Below are 17,099 nucleotides of genomic sequence, written 5' to 3'. Positions count from 1 at the left end.
TATCCACCCGCCCCTTACACCGGGGACAGGGGGCGGTGGTCGGGGCCAGACTGGGCCTGGGCGCCGGAGGGTCGGGAGTGACAAGTGTGACGGGATTCGCATGGACTCGCTGATCACGGCCGCCGGACGGGCATTGGCCCGGGGCGACCCGCTGGGCGCGCTGAACCGCGTCGCCCTGCGCGGTGACCCGCCGGCCCTGGCTCTGCGCGGCATCGCCATGGCGCAGCTGGGCGATCTTCCCCGGGCGCGGGCGCTGCTGCGTGACGCCATGCGCGGCTTCGGCCCGCAGGAGGCCGTGGCACGTGCGCGTTGTGTCGTGGCGGAGGCGGAAATCGCGCTGGCCGCGCGCGACCTCGGCTTTTCCGCGACGACGCTGGATCGGGCGCGCGAGGTGCTGGAGGCGCGCGGCGACCGCGTGAATGCGGCGCACGCCCGGTACCTGGAAATCCGGCGCCTGCTATTGGTCGGCCGGCTGGATGAGGCGGAGGGGGCGCTGGCCCTGCTGGACCCCACCCCCTTCCCGCCCGCGCTACGCGCCGTCCATGAACTGGTGGTGGCCGGCGTCGCCCTGCGGCGCGTGCGGGCGGAACCGGCCCGCGCGGCCCTGGCCCGCGCCGGACACGCCGCGCGACAAGCTGGCATCCCGGCCCTGATGGCGGAGGTGGACGCTGCCGCCCGCGCCCTGACACTGCCGGCCGCCCGCCTGCTGACGCAGGGAACGCAGCGGCTGCTGACTCTGGAGGAGGTCGAGGCGCTGCGGGCCTCGACCATGCTGGTGGTGGATGCCTGCCGCCTGACGGTGCACGCCGGCGACACCCTCATTCCGCTGACCCGCCGCCCCGTCCTGTTCACGCTGGCCCGCGCACTGGCCGAGGCCTGGCCGGCCGACGTGTCGCGACGCGCGCTGGTGGTCCGCGCCTTCCGTGCCAAGGACGCCGATGAGTCCCACCGGGCACGCCTGCGGGTGGAAATCGGGCGGCTGCGCGCGTTGCTGCGGCCGCTGGCCCAGGTGCAGGCCACCAGGCAGGGGTTTGCCCTGCAGCCCTTGGAAGCGGCTGACGTGGCGGTGCTGACGCTGCCGGAAGAAGATGCGCTCGCCACCGTGCTGGCCTTGCTGGCGGATGGCGAGCCATGGTCCAGTTCCGCCCTGGCCATGGCGCTGGGCACCAGCCAGCGCACCGTCCAGCGCGTGCTGGAAACGCTGGCGGCGGCGGGCAGGGCGCAGGCCTTCGGCCAGGGCCGGGCGCGGCGCTGGACCACCCCGCCCCTGCCAGGATTCACGACGACCTTGTTACTCCCCGCCTTCCTGCCGGGCGATTAGCGTGGGACGACATCCACCGGAGGCGACCCCCATGAAACGATCAGCCGCTGAAATACTGCGCGAATACGGCCCCTTCCCCGACGTCGACCGCGTGCACGGGGTGACCTATGACGGCCAGCAGGTCTGGTTCGCCGCGGGCGACCGGCTGAACGCCCTGGACCCGGAAGGCGGCGCCGTGCGGCGTTCCATCGAGGTCGCAGCCCACGCCGGCACAGCCTACGACGGGCGGCACCTGTACCAGATCGCCGAGAACCGCATCCAGAAGCTGGACCCCGCCACCGGCCAGGTGCTGTCCACCATTCCCGCCCCGGCCGGGGGTGCCGATTCCGGGCTGGCCTGGGCGGAGGGCACGCTGTGGGTCGGGGAATACCGCGCCCGCAAGATCCACCAGATCGACCCCGAGACGGGAGCCATCCTGCGCTCCATCGAGACCAACCGCTTCGTCACCGGGGTCACCTGGGTCGACGGGGAGCTGTGGCACGGGACCTGGGAAGGGGGCGAAAGCGACCTTCGCCACATCGATCCGCGCACGGGCGAGGTCCTGGAACAATTGGACATGCCGGCCGGCGCGGGCGTATCCGGGCTGGAATCCGATGGCGGCGACCGCTTCTTCTGCGGCGGGGGCGACAGCGGCACGCTGCGCGCCGTCCGCCGGCCCCGACCTTAAGGCCGCTGCATCACCAGGGCCAGGCCGACAGCGCACCGCCGCCATGGGCCGTTCCCGGCAGATCCGCCAGCATCAGCAGCAGCTGGTCGGCGGCACGCAGGTCGGCTGTATCCAGCCCTTCCTGGAAGCCGTCGCGCAGGGGCCGCAGCAGGGCCAGCGCCCGGCCCGGCTGCCCCTGGTCCATCCAAAGGCGGGCGAGGTCGATCGCAGCGCGCAGTTCCCATGCCTTGGCGGCCTGCCGGCGGCTCCACGCCAACGCGTCGTGCAGCAGCGCCTCCACCTCCGCCGCGTCGCGGCCCGGCAGGGTCCGCAGGACATCGGCCTTGACGCGCAGCAGCTCGGGCATGGTGAACAGTTCGCCGCTGGCTGTGCAGCGGTCGATGGCGGCGTCCACCAGGTCCAACGCCTCCCCCTGGCGGCCGCTGAGCTTGAGGCCCTGCGTCAGCGCCAGGCTGAAGGTGGTGGTCAGCAGCTCATACCGGGCGGCGCGCAGGCGGGCCAGGCTTTCCTCCAGCCAGTCCAGCGCGTCGCCGGCGCGGCCCTGCTGGACGGCCAGTTCCCCCCGCAGGCCCCCGCTGGCGGCGATGTACGGCCCCAGGGCGTTGACCTCGGCGGCGCGGGCGAAGTTGGCCAGGCTGACTTCCGCCTTCTCCAGATCGCCCGCCCACAGGTCGACCGACAGCGTCCACAGCAGAGCGATGCAGTGAGTGACCGCGTGCTCCAGCCCCGCCGCCTCGCGCACGGTGCGGGCGGCCACGGCCCGGGCCTGGTCGGCGTGGCCCATCAGCCACAGCGCGCGGGCCAGCGCGATACCCGAACGGTTGCGGTGGTCGAAGCCGTAATAGATCGTCCGCCGCCGGTCGGACGGCATGCTCTGCCGGATGGAAAACTCCAGTTCCTGGCGCGCGCTGGCCTGGTCCCCCGCCAGGTGGTGTGAGATGCCGGCCAGGGAAGCCGCGACGGCCGCCGCCTCCGGCGTATCGATCACCTCGGCCACCTTCACCGCCATGTCGGCCCAGCCATGGGCCGTCGCGTAGTCGCCGATCCTCTCATGGAAAATCTGCAGGCGGCCCAGAAGGCGCAGCTGGTTCCAATGGTCGCCCAGGGTGGTGGCGACGGCCAGCGCGCGGCGCAGCGCCGTTTCCGCCGCCTCGCTATTGCCGCGGGTGAACATCAGCGCCAGGCCCAGCGCCGCCTGGATCTCAATCTCCACCGCCGTATCGCGGTGGCCGTCCAGGTGGGCCACGGCCCGCGCGCACCAGTCGCGGCATTCCACCAGCAGCGACATGTTGGTGAAAACAGGCACGCTCGCCGCCGCCAGGCGGACGGCCAGCGCCACGTCGCCATCGGGGCCGAAGCTCCAATCCAGGGCGCTGCGTATGTTGCCCAGCTGGCGCGAGAAGTAATGGAAGCGATCGAGACAACGCCGATCGGAAAAGGCCGGCTCCTCCAGCTTGGCCACGAAAAAGGCCGCGTGCCGCCGGGCAACGGCTTGGAAGGCCTGCGGTCCCCGGCCCAGCAGCTTTTCCCGGGCGTAGGCGCGTGTCATTACCATCAGGCGGTAGGTGCTGGCGTTGCCCAGCCGGTCGGGGGAGATCAGCGACTTGGTCGTCAGCTCATCCAGGGCCAAGACCGCTGCATCGGTGGGCACCTCCTCGTCCGTCACCACCTGCAGCGCCGCATCGATGGAAAACGGGCCCAGGAAGACCGACAGGCGTTCCAGGGTCAGGCGCTCCGCCTCCGGCAGCAGGTTGTAGCTCCAATCCAGGGTGGCCTGCAGGGTCTGCTGGCGCGGCAGGGCGGTGCGGCGTCCGGCCCAGGCCAGGCTGAACCGCTCCCCCAGCAGCTGGGCCGTTGCCTCCAGCCCGTGGGCCGCCACCCGCACGGCCGTCAGTTCGATGGGCAGGGCCATGCCGTCCAGCCGGCCGCACATGTCGGATACCAGGCGGACGGCGTCGACATCGAAGCGCAACGCGCTGTTGCCGGCCGACGCCCGTTCCACGAACAGCGCCACCGCCGGATAGGCCAGCAGCGTGTCCAGCGACAGGCCCTCGGCACCGGCATCGGGATAGGCCAGCGAGCCCAGCCAGTGCACATGCTCCGCCCGCACGCGCAGCGGCTCGCGGCTGGTGGCAAGGATACGGACCTGGGGGGCGGCGTCGATGAGGCGCTCCACCACCCGCGACACGGCGTCCACCAGATGCTCGCAGTTGTCCAGGATCAGCAACAGGTGTTCCTGGCGGACATGACCCAGGATGACCGCCATGGGGTCTTCGGACTGAACCAGCGTGCCCAACGCCGCCGCGATGGCGGAGGCCAGCAGGGCCGGATCCTCCAGGGTGCCCAGATCGACGAAGCGCACCTTGCCGTCGAAGTGGGGCATCAGCATGTGCCCCATCTCCACCGCCAGGGTGGTCTTGCCCACGCCGGCGGCGCCGACGATGGTGAAGAGCGGCGTTTCCGGCACGCGGCCCGTCAGCAATTGCACGTCCGCTTCCCGACCGAAGACCCGCGGCAGGCGGGCCGGCAGACGGCCGGCGGCGTCCATGGAATAGAGGCCGCCGTCACGGGGGGCCAAAGGGGCGACCGCCGGCGTTTCCGCCGCCGGGGCCGCCCGCTGCAGGGTGGCGACGAAAGCGTAGCCCACGCCCACCTGGGTCGCGATATAGCGGGCGCCGTTCTCGCCATCGCCCAGTATCTTGCGCAGGCCCGCCATATGGAAACGCAGGCTGCCATCCTCCACCACCACGTCAGGCCACACGCGCTTCAGCAAGTCGCGCTTGGCAAGCACGCGGCCGGGCTGTTCCACCAGGGCGACCAGCAGATCGAAGGTGCGGCCACCGATCTCGACCGGAGCGCCGTCCCGGGTCAGCAGGCGTTCGCCCACGGTCAGGCGGAAGGGACCAAAGGCGACCGGGCCGTCCAGCAGCGAAACCTGGACCGGGGGGATTTGGGAAGAGGAAGACATGTCGTTCACAAACTGCCGCCTTTTCGCAGCGCGGTCGAGTCACAAGCCATCGCCAGGGCCACGGGTGGGCAGGTCCCGGCCGAAGGCGCGCTGACATCGAGGACAAGTGTGTGGTGCTTTCATCCCTTCCCCGCAAGTTAGAGCGCGTTAGGCCTTGTGAGACATATGAATCCAGACCAGCCGCCCCTATACAGCGGACCCGGAACATGGTCAGTCTCGGCGATGCGCGCACACTGGTATTGTAAGTTGGGAACCAATTCCCGCCTGGCATTCTGGACCTCGTTCGCGGGCTTCAGTCTGGATGCCATGGATGTGCAGCTGTACGCCTTCATGCTGCCCGTCCTGGTGGCCTTATGGAATTTGACCCATGCGCAGGCCGGCCTGCTGGCCACGGTCACCCTGGTATCTTCCGCCGCCGGCGGTTGGATCGCGGGGATGCTGGCCGACCGGCTGGGCCGCGTCCGGCTGCTGAAGGTCACCATCATGGGCTTGGCCGTTTCAACTTGCCTGTGCGGCCTGGTCGACGGCTACGTGTCGTTCCTGGCGGCACGGGCGTTCCAGGGGCTGTGCTTCGGCAGCGAATGGACGGTGGGCGCCGTCCTGGTGGCGGAGGCCGCAGCCCCGGAATTCCGGGGCCGCATGGTAGGTGCCGCGCAGAGCGCCTGGCCGGTGGGCTGGGGCCTGGCCGCCGCCAGCGCCACCCTGATCCCCGCGCTGCTGCAGCCGGACTGGGGGTGGCGGGCGCCCTTCATGATCGGGCTGCCGCCGGCCCTTCTGGTGTTTATCTACCGCACGCGCATGAGCGAGACCGAGGCCTTCCTGCAATTGACGCGCGCCCGGCCCGCATGGAACGGCATTTTCGCCGCCCCCGTGCTGCCCTCCACCCTCAAGGGCTGCCTGCTGACCACCGGCATGCACGGCGGCTATTGGGCCATCGCCACCTGGTGGCCGGCCATGCTGAAGGCGGAACGGGGGTTTTCCACCGGCACCGCCAGCCTGTATTTCGGCGCGCTGGTGGCCGGGTCCTTCCTGGGCTACGCCTTCGGCGCCTGGCTGGGCGACCGCAAAGGCCGGCGGAAAACCCTGGCCAGTTTCGCCCTGGGCGCCACCGCGCTGCTGCTGGCCTGCACGCTCTATCCCGTGTCCGACCAGGCGCTGTTGCTGTTGAGCTTCCCATTGGGCTTCTTCGCGCTGGGCATGTTCAGCGTCATCGGCGCCGTCCTGGCGGAGCTATATCCGACCGCTCTGCGCGGGTCCGGCCTGGGCTTCTGCTATAATTTCGGGCGGGGCATGGCGGGCATCACGCCCTTGCTGATCGGTGGCAGCATCCTGGGCCTGGGGCTCCGCCATGCCATCGGCCTGTACGCCATTGCCGCCTATGCCCTGGTCCTGCTGGCCGCCTTCCTGCTGCCCGAGACACGCGGGCAAGAGCTAAGGAGCGCGCCGGTGGAAAGCTAGGACGGCGGCACAACCCCAAGCCTTACAGTCCCAGCTCTGAAAGCGAGGGGTGGTCGGCGGGGCGGACACCCAGCCGCCAGCGCAGCATGCGCTCATGTTCCTGTATGGGATGCTCGTTCACGCTGGTCAGGCGACGGCAGATCAGACCGGTTTCGTCATACTGCCACGCCTCGTTGCCGTAGGCGCGGAACCAGGTGCCGCTGTCGTTGCGGAACTCGCTGGCGAAGCGGACGGCGACACGGGCGCCATGCGACGCCCAAAGTTCCTTGATGGTCCGCATCTCGATCTCGCGGCGCCACTTGCGGGTGACGAAGGTGCGGATCTGCTCCCGCCCCCACAGGAAGTCGGCACGGCTGCGCCAGTGGCAGTCTATGCGGTGGCTGAGGACCACGGCATCGAGATCGCGCAGGTTCCAGCCATCCTCCGCCGTCCGCACCCGTTCGATCAGGTTGGGGTCCAGAGTCGGCGCCGCGTTATGCGTGGTCATGAGATGTCCTTAAATTCAAAGACAGCGGCGCGGCCGCATCAGGGCGCATACCGGGTGAAGACATAATCCCGGTCCGCCACCAGCGCCTGGTGGCAGCCCCAGCAGGTTTCATGCTGGGCCTGGTCCGCTGGCTGGCCGTTGACGAAACGGCCGAAGCCCCAGCCCCCGGTGGCGGCGTAGCGCTTGCTGTCCTTGACCATGATCTGCACCGTGGTCGCCGCCCCGGGGACGGAGGCGGTGGCGAACTCTGGCGACTGGGTATGCTTCCATGCCAGCTTCACCAGGACGGTACCGTCCGGGAACGGCAGCGTGCCCGCCTGATAGGCCTTGATGGCCGTGGTGTTGCCCACGATGGCGCGCAGCTCATCCAAGGGCGCCGCCTCCTGCGCCGGCGCCACCAGCTGCCAGGCGCGATATCCCTCGGGAATGGTCACGCCATAGAGGGGGGAGGCGGCGCCGGCATTCGCGCCATCCCGCGCCCCTTCGGCCGACGCCCCCGTCGGCGCCAAGGACAGGGCCGTGGCGGCTAGCGTGCCAGCCACCAGCAGCGTGCTTGTGAACAGTCGCATGGCACGTCCCTCACATCTTGTCGGCATCGATGACGGCGCGGACAAAGTCCTCGGGCGCCTCCTGCGGCAGGTTGTGCCCGATGCCGCCGGTCACCAGGCGATGGGCGTACTTGCCGGTGAACTTCTTGGCGTAGGCCGCCGGCTGCGGATGCGGGGCGCCGTTGGCATCGCCTTCCATGGTGATGGTGGGGACACCGATGGCGGGCGCCTGGGCCAGCCGCTTCTCCAGCTCATCGAATTGCGCCTCGCCTTCCGCCAGGCCTAGCCGCCAACGGTAGTTGTGGATGACGATATCGACATGGTCCGGATTGTCGAAGGACGCCGCGGAGCGATCGAAGGTGGCGTCGTCGAAGCCCCACTTCGGCGAGGCTAGGCGCCAGATCAGCTTGGAAAACTCATGAGTGTTGGCGGCATAGCCTGCCCGGCCGCGTTCGGTGGCGAAATAGAATTGGTACCACCACTGCAGCTCCGCCGCCGGCGGCAGCGGGGCCTTGCCGGCCGCCTGGCTGCCGATGAGATAGCCGCTGACCGACACCATGGCCTTGCAGCGCTCCGGCCACAGCGCGGCCAGGATGTTGACGGTACGCGCGCCCCAGTCGAAGCCGGCGACCACCGCCTGGCGGATGTTCAGCGCGTCCATGAAGGCGATGGCGTCCACGGCCAGGGCCGCCTGCTCGCCATTGCGCATCGCGTTGGTGTCGCGCAGGCGCGTCGTGCCATAGCCGCGCAGGTGGGGCACGATCACGCGATAGCCGGCGGCGGCCAGCTTGGGTGCCACCTCCGCGAAGGCGTGGATGTCATAGGGCCAGCCGTGGAACAGCAGCACCGGCTTGCCATCGGCGGGCCCGATGTCGGCGTAGCCCACGGTCAGGGGGCCAGCGTCGATCCGCTTCAGCGACGCGAAGGGGTCGGCGCCGCCGCCCGCCGGCTTGGCGGTGGGCGTGGCGGCCGCCGCCCGGGCGGACGCCATGCCCCCTAAGGTGGCAGCCACGGCCGCCGCGGCGCCGGCCCCCAGCAGCTGGCGCCGCCGCTGGTCGATCTTGTCGAAGGGGTTCGTGAGGTTCATGACCCAATCACCTTTGATCCGGCGGGGGGAGTCCCGTCCCGCCCGCGTTGCGTTTTCGTCAGAGCTCAGAATAACGATCGGTGCCGGACAGGCCCGTTATGTGTCGTGAGGCCTTATGAGCGGGCCGCGCCGATGACGGTGTCGATGCCGTGGTGCCGATGCGGTACACGGGCCTTCCCCTTTTCTGCGATCAGGGCGCCGGGCTGGCGGCGGCCTTTTCGATCAGGGCGGCGACGGTGCCGGGATGCGACACCATCACGACGTGGGATCCGCCCTTGACCACCACCGTGCCGTGGGAATGCGCCCGCTCGGCCATGAAGGCCAGGGCCTGGGGCGGAATGTTCCTGTCCTGGTCGCCGTAGACGAACCAGGAAGGAACACGGTGCCAGGCGCCCTCGCCCGACGCCTCGCCCAAGGCGGCCTGGGCGATGGGGCGTTGCGTCGCCGCCATCAGCTTGGCCTCGGCCGCCGGCACATCGGCGGCGAACTGGTCGGGGAAGCGTTCCTGTTGGATGTAGAGGTCCTTGCCCCCATCCGACAGGGTCACGGCCGGGGCCAGCGTGGGGGCCAGAGTGCTGCCGGGGAACTTACCGCTGAGGCCCGCCGCCGTCTCCCCCGCCTCGGGCGCGAAGGCGGCGACGAACACCAGAGACTGCACGTTGGCCTTGCCATTGGCCGCTTCGCTGATGACGGAACCGCCATAGGAATGGCCGACCAGCACCACCGGCCCCGGGATGCTGGCCACGACGTCGGCCACGGCGGCGGCATCGCTTTTAACACCGCGCAGCGGGTTGGCGGCGGCCACCACCGGATAGCCGTCCTTTTCCAGGGTGCGGATGACACCGTTCCAGCTGGACGCGTCGGCGAAGGCGCCGTGCACCAGGACGATGGTGGGCTTCGGGGGCTTGGCGACCGTCTCGGCGGCGGCAACGCCGGCCGTCAGCAGCGCCACCGTGACGGCGGCGGCGAAGAGTTTCTTCATGATCATTTCCTTGGGAGGGAGAGGACCGCTCAGCGCAGTGAGCGGAAGGCGGCGCGCACCTCGGCCGTGAACAGCTCGGGCTGTTCCCACGAGGCGAAATGGCCGCCGTTGCTGGCCTCGCTGAAGTAGACCAGGTTGTGGTAGCAGCGTTCTGCCCAGGTCTTGGGCGCGCGGTAAATCTCACCGGGGAAGACGGTGACGGCGACCGGCAGCGTCTTGATGTCGAAGGCGTTGAAGTTGTTGGAGTGGTCTTCCCAATAGATGCGCGCGGCCGAAGCCCCGGTGCGGGTCAGCCAGTAGAGGGAGATGTCGTCCAGCATCTCCTCCCGCGTCAGCACGCGTTCCGGCTGGCCGCCGCTGTAGGTCCAGGTCGCGAACTTGTCGTACATCCAAGCGGCCAGGCCGGCCGGACTGTCCAGCAGGGAATAGCCGATGGTCTGCGGCCGCGTGACCATCATGTCGGCGTAGCCGGAGCTGTCGCGGTAGAAGGTCTCCAGCGCGTCGAACGCCGCCCGCTCCTGGGGCGTGAGCGTGGCTGGGGCCGGTCCGCCAGCCTTCAGGATGGCCGCGATCTCCGCCGGCACCGTGGCGGGCATGTTGAGATGGATGGCCATCAGGCCGGGCACGTCTTGCCGCGCCATGCGCTGCGAAATGACGGAGCCGCAGTCGCCGCCCTGGGAAACGTAACGCTCATAGCCCAGGCGGCGCATCAGCGTGCCCCAGGCACGGCCGACACGGTCGGACCCCCAGCCTTTGCCCGAGGGCTTGCCCGAAAAGCCGAAACCGGGAATGGAGGGGATGACCAGGTGGAAGGCGTCGTCGGCGCTGCCGCCGTGAGCCATGGGGTTGGTCAGCGGGTCGATGACCTTCAGGAATTCCAGGATGGACCCCGGCCAGCCATGGGTCATGATCATGGGCAGGGCCTTGGGATGCCGGGACTTCACATGAATGAAGTGGATGTCCAGCCCGTCGATCTCGGTGATGAACATGGGCAGGGCGTTCAGCTTGGCCTCAAGTTTGCGCCAGTCGTAATCCGTGCCCCAGGTGCGCAGCAGCGACTGCATGGTGGCCAGCCGGACCCCCTGGCTGTCGTCGGGCACGGTCTCGGCCTCGGGCCAGATGGTGGCGTTGACCCGCCGCTTCATCTCGGCCAGCGCCTCATCCGGGATCTGGACCTTGAACGGGCGGATGGCCGCGTCGCCCGTGGCGGCCCTCACCGCGCCGGGCAGGGCGCCAAAGGCGCCGGCCGCCGCCGTGGCGGCCAGGAAATGACGGCGTGTCGCCGGGGGGAAATTCATCGATCGCTTCCCTTTTCCGCAGAGGATAGTCCCACGGCGAAATCAGTAAGCGAGAGACGGGCGCCCCGCCTGTTATGGCTTGTGATGCGGTATTGGCGGCTGTCAGCCGCGCCCCCGGTTAGCCCACAGATCGGCGAACAGGCGTCATTCGCAGCGCAGGTCGCTCACGAACTCATAGCGGTCGCCACGATAGGCCGAGCGCGTGAATTCCACCGGCGTGCCATCACCCAGGCGGGTCACGCGTTCGATGCGCAGCACCTCGGCGTTCTCCCTGACGGAGAAGATACCGGCCTCCGTCGGCGTGGCGAGCGAGGCGCGGATGCGCTGCTGGCCCTTCACCGGACGATAGCCGTGGGCGCCCAGGGCCTCGTACAGGGAATCGCCCAGTTCCTCCAGCGCTGGCAGAAAGCGCGCCGGCACCACCGCATGCTCTATGGCCAGCGGTTCCCCATCCGACAGGCGGATGCGGCTCAGCCGCGCCACCTTGGTCACCACCGGGATCTCCAGCATGGCTGCCTCATCCTCCGTGGGGCTGGCGTAGGCCTTCATCATCCAGATGACACCGGGCTTGTCGCCGCGCCGGCGGGCATCGTCGCTGAAGCCGCTGAGGAAGGCCGGGGCCTCTATCCGCGGCGCCACGAAGGTGCCCGATCCGTGCTTGCGGAACAGCAGCCCTTCCTCGATCAGCTTGTCGATGGCCTTGCGGATCGTCACCCGCGACATGCCGGTCAGGTCGCTGAGATTGCGTTCCGACGGCAGGGCGTTGCCGGGGTCGATACCGCCCGAGGCGATCTGTTCCCGCAGTTTCCGCGCGAGCTGCAAATAGATCGGGGTGCTGTCGTCGGGCTGGGGGGCCAGTTTATCGCGCATCGGGATCACATATCGCAAAAATGGGGAGATTACACGTCAAAGGGGGCCGTGGGCCAAGGCCGACTTCAGGTCTTTGGGATACAGGGTCAAGAGTGCGTCGGCCTCCGCCGGGGGGCGGCCCGAAGCGACAAGGACGGCCTTGCGGATGTTATAGTCCGAAACCTTCAGCGCGTCCTCCGCCTCTACTTCGGAGACACCCGTCAATTCCTGTACGATACCGCAGGCACGGCGCGCCAGCTTTTCGTTGGAAACACGCATGTCCACCATCAGGCCGCGATAGACCAGCCCTAGTCTTAGCATCATTGTCGTGGATAAAAGGTTAAGGACCACCTTCTGCGCCGTGCCCGCCTTCATGCGGGTGGAGCCGGCGATGGGCTCGCCCCCCGTCTCCGCCAGGATGGGGTGGTCGCTGGCGTTCAACAGGATGCTGCCGGGGTTGTTGGCGATGCCGATGGTGAGGGCGCCGGCGGCCCGCGCCGCCTCGATGCCCGCCACGGTGAACGGCGTGCGGCCGCTGGCGGCGACACCGATGGCGACGTCGTGGGGACCGAGGGCCGCCGCCGCAATCTGGGCGCGGGCGTCGGCCTCATCATCCTCCGCCCCCTCCACGCTTTCCGTCACGGCCAGGGTGCCGCCGGCCAGCACGAACACCAGGCGGTCGGCCGGCCAATTATAGGTGGGGGTCAGTTCCACACCGTCCTGTACCGCGATGCGGCCGGAGGTACCGGCACCCATGTAGACGATGCGCCCCCCGTCACGCAGCCGCTCGGCAGCTGCCTCGCTGGCGGCGGCGATGCGGTCCAGCTGGCCGTAAACGGAGGACACGGCGGCGAGCTGGCCCTCCAGCATCGCCTCCAGCGCGACCTTGGTCGGCCATTCGGCGATCTCGACGAAGCGTCGGCCGTAGGTTTCGGTGGACATTCAAATCTCCTGAAGGCGCGCGCGCCGCGTGGCGCCATCCGTCTGGCGGACGGCGCGCCCGCACGCGCATAGGGCGAAGGCGGCCAGCGTTCCCACGCACAGCTGCCACGGAAAGGCGAGGTTCTGGAGGCCCGCCGGCAGGGACAGGGCCCGGGCCACGGCCGGCTGCAAGGCCAGCACGACGAGGAAGCCGCCGGCCAGCGCCACCATGACCGAGACGCTGGAGCCCCGGTTGGTGAACAGGGCGGTGAAATAGACGCCCAGCAGGCCGGCGTAGGCGAAGTTCATGACCGACAGCACGAAGTCCAGCAGCGGCGCCCGCGTGTAGTGCTGCCAGTAGTAGGAGCCGATGGCCATGACCAGCGTCGCGGCGCTGACCGCCGCCATGCCGAAGCGTCCGGCCATGACGTAATGGTGTTCACCGGCCTGGTGCCGGGCGGCGTGCCAGGGGCGGTAGAAATCCTGGATCAGCACCGACGACATGGCGTTCAACGCCGACATGGTGGTACCCACGGCCGTGGCGATGACGCCGATGGCCATCATGCCGCGGATGCCGGCCGGCGCCTCCGTCAGGATGAAGTGCATGAGGACGGTGATGTCCTCGCCCTGGAAGGCGCGGGCGGGGCCGGCGCCGGCCGCCGCGGGCCCGCGATAGAACAGGTAGAGCAGGCTGCCGATGGCGATGAACAGCCAGACGATGGGGATGGCGGCGGCGATGGACAGGTACAGGCCCTTGGCGCTGGTGCGCGCGTCACGGCAGGCCAGCAGGCGCTGCGTCGTGTCCTGGTCTAGCGCATAGTTGCCGATGAACAGCAGCACGATGCCGGTCAGCGACGCCCACAGGCTGAAGGGGGCGGAGAGGCTGGCCGTCAGGTCGAACAGGCGCAGCTTGTCATGCCCGCCCTGGGCCCCATCCGGGGCTGCCGACAGGGCCTGGATCATGTCTCCCAGCGGCATGTCCAGGCGGTGCAGCAGCAGCAGCGTGATGCCGATGGCGGCGCCGACATAGACGATGAACTGCAGCAGGTCGATCCAGACGATGGCCTTCAGCCCCTTGTGAAAGGCGAAAAGGAAGGACGCCAGGATGAGGAAGGCAGACGCGACGGACACATTGGCCGCCGTGACGGTGCCAAAGATGATCATGGCCACGGCGATGGCCGCCAGATACAGGCGGGCGCCGCCGGCGATGATGCGGCCCACCAGGAACATGCCGCCCGCCGCCTTCATGGCCGCCGCGCCGAAACGGCGGCCCAGCAGTTCATACACCGTGGTGACGTTCTGGGCGTAGAAACGCGGGATGAAGACATGGGCGACGATCACCACCGCCAGGAAGGCGCCGAGGAAGGTGCTGAGATAGGTGAAATCGCCGCGATAGCCGAAGTCGGGGCCGCCCAGGAAGGTGGCGGCGGACTGGGTCGTGGCCAGGACCGAGATGGCGGCCAGCCAGGCCGGAACCTGTCCCGACGCCAGGAAATAATCCCGGGCGTCACCGCTGTCCTGCCGGTTGACGGCGTAGCCCACGCCGGCGATGGCCAGGAAATACAGGCCCACGACCGCCCAGTCCAAGCCGGAGAAAGCGCCACTCATACCACCCCCAAAACCTTTTCCCCCCGATGCGGGAGACCCTTCGATTTGCGGCCGTCGGCGGGCACCACCAGATGGCGATGCCCGCCAACTTCCCCTTACTGGCGGAACGTCAGCGCGATGGAGAACACGCGGCCCTCGACATTGTAGGTGTCGGGGAAGGTGTTGAACACGCCGCCGGCGACGAAGGGCGGGTCCTTGTCCAGGATGTTCTGGATGCCGCCGGACACCGAGATGTCCTTGGTCAGCTTGTACGAGCCCGTCAGGTCGAAGTAGTTCTGCGCCGCGATGGTGCCGTTCTGCCCCGGGGCGCTGTTGCGCACGGAGCCGATGCGCGTCCAGGCCAGGCGGACCATGGCGTCATCGAACAACCAGCTGACGCTGGCGTTGTGGCGGTAGTCCGGCTGCACCAGCGTGGTGCCGTCGCTGGAGCAGGTGGCACCGTAGGTGCCGGCGCATTCCAGGGTGGCCACGGCGGCGTTGGGCTGGAACAGGTATGTGGAAACGATATTGGCCTGGTAGGCGAACTGCAGGCCAGCACCAGGCAGCCAGTCCGGCTCCACGAAGTAGGTCATGCCGATGTCGAAACCCTTCTGGTCCAGCAGGCCCAGGTTCTGGTTGTTGACGTAGGCGTTCGCCAGGTGGCCGTTGGTCGGGTTGCGCGACACCAGCTTGCACAGCGGGTTGTTGGCCGTCGGGTTGGTGATGTAGCAGCTGGTCAGGGCGTTGACCGGCTGAATGACGCCGATCGCCCCGGTCAGGTTCAGCTGGTAATAGTCCACCGTGATGTTCAGGTGGGGGATGAAGGTGGGGGTGATGACCGCCCCGATGGTCTTGGTCTGGCCGGTTTCCGGCTGGATGTTGGCATTGCCGCCGTAGAAATATTGGCCCTCAAGGTATGACGGCGCGAAGGAGTTGGTGGAGCCCACCGCCGGCGCGCCGAAGCGGGCGCACTGGGCGGCGTTGCCGGTGCCCAGCACGCAAGGATCGCCGGCGTAGCGCGGCGCCAGGCGGGCCACCGTCACCAGGTTGTTGAACGGCAGGGACGAGGTGGCGGCCGCGTATTCGCTGAAGTTCGGCGTGCGGATGACGCGCTGCATGGTACCGCGGAAGCGGATGTTGTCATCCACCGTCCAGGTGAATTCGCCCTTGGGCGTGCCGTCGGCCCCCCACAGCGAGTACTCGGAGTAGCGATAGGCGCCGCCGACGTCGAAGCCCTTGATCAGCGGCAGGTCCTTCAGGACCGGCACCAGCAATTCGCCGTAGATTTCCTTGACGTCGAAGCTGCCGCTGTAGGCGGCCTGCACACCCTGGCGGAAGGTGTTGCCTGTCAGCAGGGCGGAATCCTGCGTGTAGTTGCCGGTCTCGTTGCGGTACTCATAGCCCAGCGAGAAGCCCACCGGGCCCGCCGGCAGGGAGAACAGGTCGGCCGAGGTGCCACTCAGCACGCCCGAACCGATCAGTTGCTCGCGGGTACGATGGAAGGCATCGAAGGTCAGGCCCAGCTGCTTCACGCTGGACTGGTTGGGACCGAAGAAGTCGATGGTGTTGGCCAGCGAGGCGACATTGTTCACGCCGGCGGCGCTGGTGACCAGGCCATCACCGGTGATGGGCGAGTCCTCGGTGGAACGGCCGTACTGCACATAGGCGTCCCATTTGATGTTCTTGGTGATGTCGCCGCGCAGGCCGGTCTGGATCTGCTCCGTCTCGCGATCGGTGTGATAGGTGATCAGGCCCAGCTCGGCCAGCGACCGGGTGATGCGCATCTGCGCCGTGCCGTTGACGAAGGTCAGCTGGTTGGCGATCTGCGGCGTCAGGAAGGGGTTGTTCTGGCTGATGGAAACGACCTGGTCGATGGAGGGCGGATTGGGGCCGGGCGTGCCCGACTCCTCCGTCTTCGCGCGGGTGTACATGGCGCGGCCGTAGAGTTCGACATTGTCGAACAGGTCATAGTGGTAAAGGGCAGTGGCGTTGTAACGGTTCAGCGGCTCGATCAGCGGGTATTCGCTGCTGATGTTCGAGGTGGCGGACGGGCTGGTGGTGAATTGGCCACTGGAATCAAAGCCGAATTTGCGCCCGCTGGCCACGTCGGTGAAGACGCCGCCCACATTGGGGATGGTGCTGGCCGGCGTCAGCGCCCATTTGCGCGACCCGGAATCCACCTCATCCCGCTTGGTGTAGTTCAGGGCCACGACGACATGGCCGCGCCCGTTGTTGATGTTGCCGCCGAAGGTCAGGTCGGCACCGTATTCGGAGCCGCCATGCTGGGCGCTGCGGTCCGTGACCGTGCCCTCGATGCCCTCGAAATCGCGGTCCAGGATGAAGTTGACCACGCCGGCCACGGCGTCGGCGCCGTAGACCGCCGCCGCACCGCCGGTCAGCACATCCACCCGTTTGATCAGCGCCACCGGGATGCTACCGACATCGACGGAATTGCGGAAGCTGAACGGGGTCGCGCGGGTGCCGTCGATCAGCACCAGCGACCGGCTCTGCCCGAAGTTGCGCAGGTCGAAGACCTGGGCGCCGAAGGCGTCGCTGCCCTGGGATGAGGCGCGCACGCCACCCGCCAGCTGCGGCAGCTTGGTGGAGAAATCCTGCACCGTCAGCGCCTGCTGCAGGCGAATATCCTCGGACGAGGTCGAGGCCACCGGGCTGGCCGCCGTCAGGCTGGGCCGGGGAATGCGCGTGCCCGTCACCACGATCTCTTCCAGGCCGGAATCCGCCGGCTCGGCGCCGGCCGAGGCGGCGGTTTGCGCGTAGGCGTTGCCGGCCAGCACCGGCAGGAAAAGCAACGGTGCCGCCAGCGCGGCACGCCAATGTTTGTTCCGCATGCTCCAAGCCCCCCTGTTTTTTGATCGTGGACATACCACTTTGCGGCATATCTCTGGTGAATTAATACCAATCAAAG

General features: G+C 68.5%; 13 protein-coding genes. 3 read left to right on the top strand and 10 right to left on the bottom strand.

Going from position 1 to position 17,099, the window contains the following annotated elements; genetic code table 11:
* The first annotated feature begins 100 nt into the window (after positions 1 to 100).
* Together P5F91_RS00895 and P5F91_RS00890 are read left to right on the top strand one after the other, a co-directional pair.
* Positions 101 to 1,321 (top strand): helix-turn-helix domain-containing protein, encoded by a 1,221-nt coding sequence (locus P5F91_RS00895; protein ID WP_277906165.1) that lies wholly within the window; start codon positions 101 to 103, stop codon positions 1,319 to 1,321.
* A 31-nt stretch (positions 1,322 to 1,352) separates the two neighbouring features.
* Complete coding sequence (locus tag P5F91_RS00890) at positions 1,353 to 1,988, top strand: Vgb family protein (protein WP_145612766.1); 636 nt, start codon at positions 1,353 to 1,355, stop codon at positions 1,986 to 1,988.
* Positions 1,989 to 1,998: 10 nt separating this feature from the next.
* Here the strand turns inward: P5F91_RS00890 and P5F91_RS00885 are convergent, their stop codons facing one another.
* Positions 1,999 to 4,956: an ATP-binding protein gene (locus P5F91_RS00885; RefSeq protein ID WP_277906164.1), complete on the bottom strand. Its 2,958-nt coding sequence runs from the start codon at positions 4,954 to 4,956 to the stop codon at positions 1,999 to 2,001.
* Between the two features lie 165 nt (positions 4,957 to 5,121).
* Between P5F91_RS00885 and P5F91_RS00880 the strand changes: the two genes are divergently transcribed.
* Positions 5,122 to 6,414, top strand: coding sequence for an MFS transporter (locus P5F91_RS00880; RefSeq protein ID WP_338424062.1), 1,293 nt, complete (start codon positions 5,122 to 5,124; stop codon positions 6,412 to 6,414).
* Positions 6,415 to 6,436: 22 nt separating this feature from the next.
* On the opposite strand, the gene P5F91_RS00875 is transcribed toward P5F91_RS00880, so the two are convergent.
* From P5F91_RS00875 to P5F91_RS00835, 9 genes are all read right to left on the bottom strand, one after another.
* Positions 6,437 to 6,901 carry a DUF1348 family protein gene (locus P5F91_RS00875; protein ID WP_277906162.1) on the bottom strand — a complete coding sequence of 155 codons (465 nt, stop codon included), beginning with the start codon at positions 6,899 to 6,901 and terminating at the stop codon, positions 6,437 to 6,439.
* Positions 6,902 to 6,939: 38 nt separating this feature from the next.
* On the bottom strand, positions 6,940 to 7,470 hold the full coding sequence (locus P5F91_RS00870) for a cytochrome P460 family protein (protein WP_145612769.1): 531 nt from the start codon (positions 7,468 to 7,470) through the stop codon (positions 6,940 to 6,942).
* Positions 7,471 to 7,480: 10 nt separating this feature from the next.
* Positions 7,481 to 8,536: an alpha/beta fold hydrolase gene (locus P5F91_RS00865; protein WP_145612770.1), complete on the bottom strand. Its 1,056-nt coding sequence runs from the start codon at positions 8,534 to 8,536 to the stop codon at positions 7,481 to 7,483.
* A 190-nt stretch (positions 8,537 to 8,726) separates the two neighbouring features.
* Positions 8,727 to 9,518, bottom strand: coding sequence for an alpha/beta fold hydrolase (locus tag P5F91_RS00860; RefSeq protein WP_277906160.1), 792 nt, complete (start codon positions 9,516 to 9,518; stop codon positions 8,727 to 8,729).
* Between the two features lie 29 nt (positions 9,519 to 9,547).
* On the bottom strand, positions 9,548 to 10,816 hold the full coding sequence (locus tag P5F91_RS00855; RefSeq protein WP_145612772.1) for an epoxide hydrolase family protein: 1,269 nt from the start codon (positions 10,814 to 10,816) through the stop codon (positions 9,548 to 9,550).
* A gap of 144 nt (positions 10,817 to 10,960) precedes the next feature.
* Positions 10,961 to 11,686 (bottom strand): GntR family transcriptional regulator, encoded by a 726-nt coding sequence (locus P5F91_RS00850; RefSeq protein WP_145612773.1) that lies wholly within the window; start codon positions 11,684 to 11,686, stop codon positions 10,961 to 10,963.
* A 36-nt stretch (positions 11,687 to 11,722) separates the two neighbouring features.
* Positions 11,723 to 12,607, bottom strand: a complete 885-nt coding sequence (locus P5F91_RS00845) for an N-acetylmuramic acid 6-phosphate etherase (protein ID WP_145612774.1) — start codon at positions 12,605 to 12,607, stop codon at positions 11,723 to 11,725.
* The gene (locus P5F91_RS00840; RefSeq protein WP_145612775.1) at positions 12,608 to 14,194 is read right to left on the bottom strand and encodes a sodium:solute symporter family transporter; all 1,587 of its coding nucleotides are present in this window, start codon (positions 14,192 to 14,194) and stop codon (positions 12,608 to 12,610) included.
* A 95-nt stretch (positions 14,195 to 14,289) separates the two neighbouring features.
* A complete protein-coding gene (locus P5F91_RS00835) occupies positions 14,290 to 17,022 on the bottom strand; it encodes a TonB-dependent receptor plug domain-containing protein (RefSeq protein WP_145612776.1) in 2,733 nt (910 codons plus the stop codon).
* Positions 17,023 to 17,099 lie beyond the last annotated feature (77 nt).

The organism is Nitrospirillum amazonense (assembly GCF_029594735.1).
GTDB classification, from domain to species: domain Bacteria; phylum Pseudomonadota; class Alphaproteobacteria; order Azospirillales; family Azospirillaceae; genus Nitrospirillum; species Nitrospirillum amazonense.
This window is presented reverse-complemented; position numbering and strand designations above follow the sequence as displayed.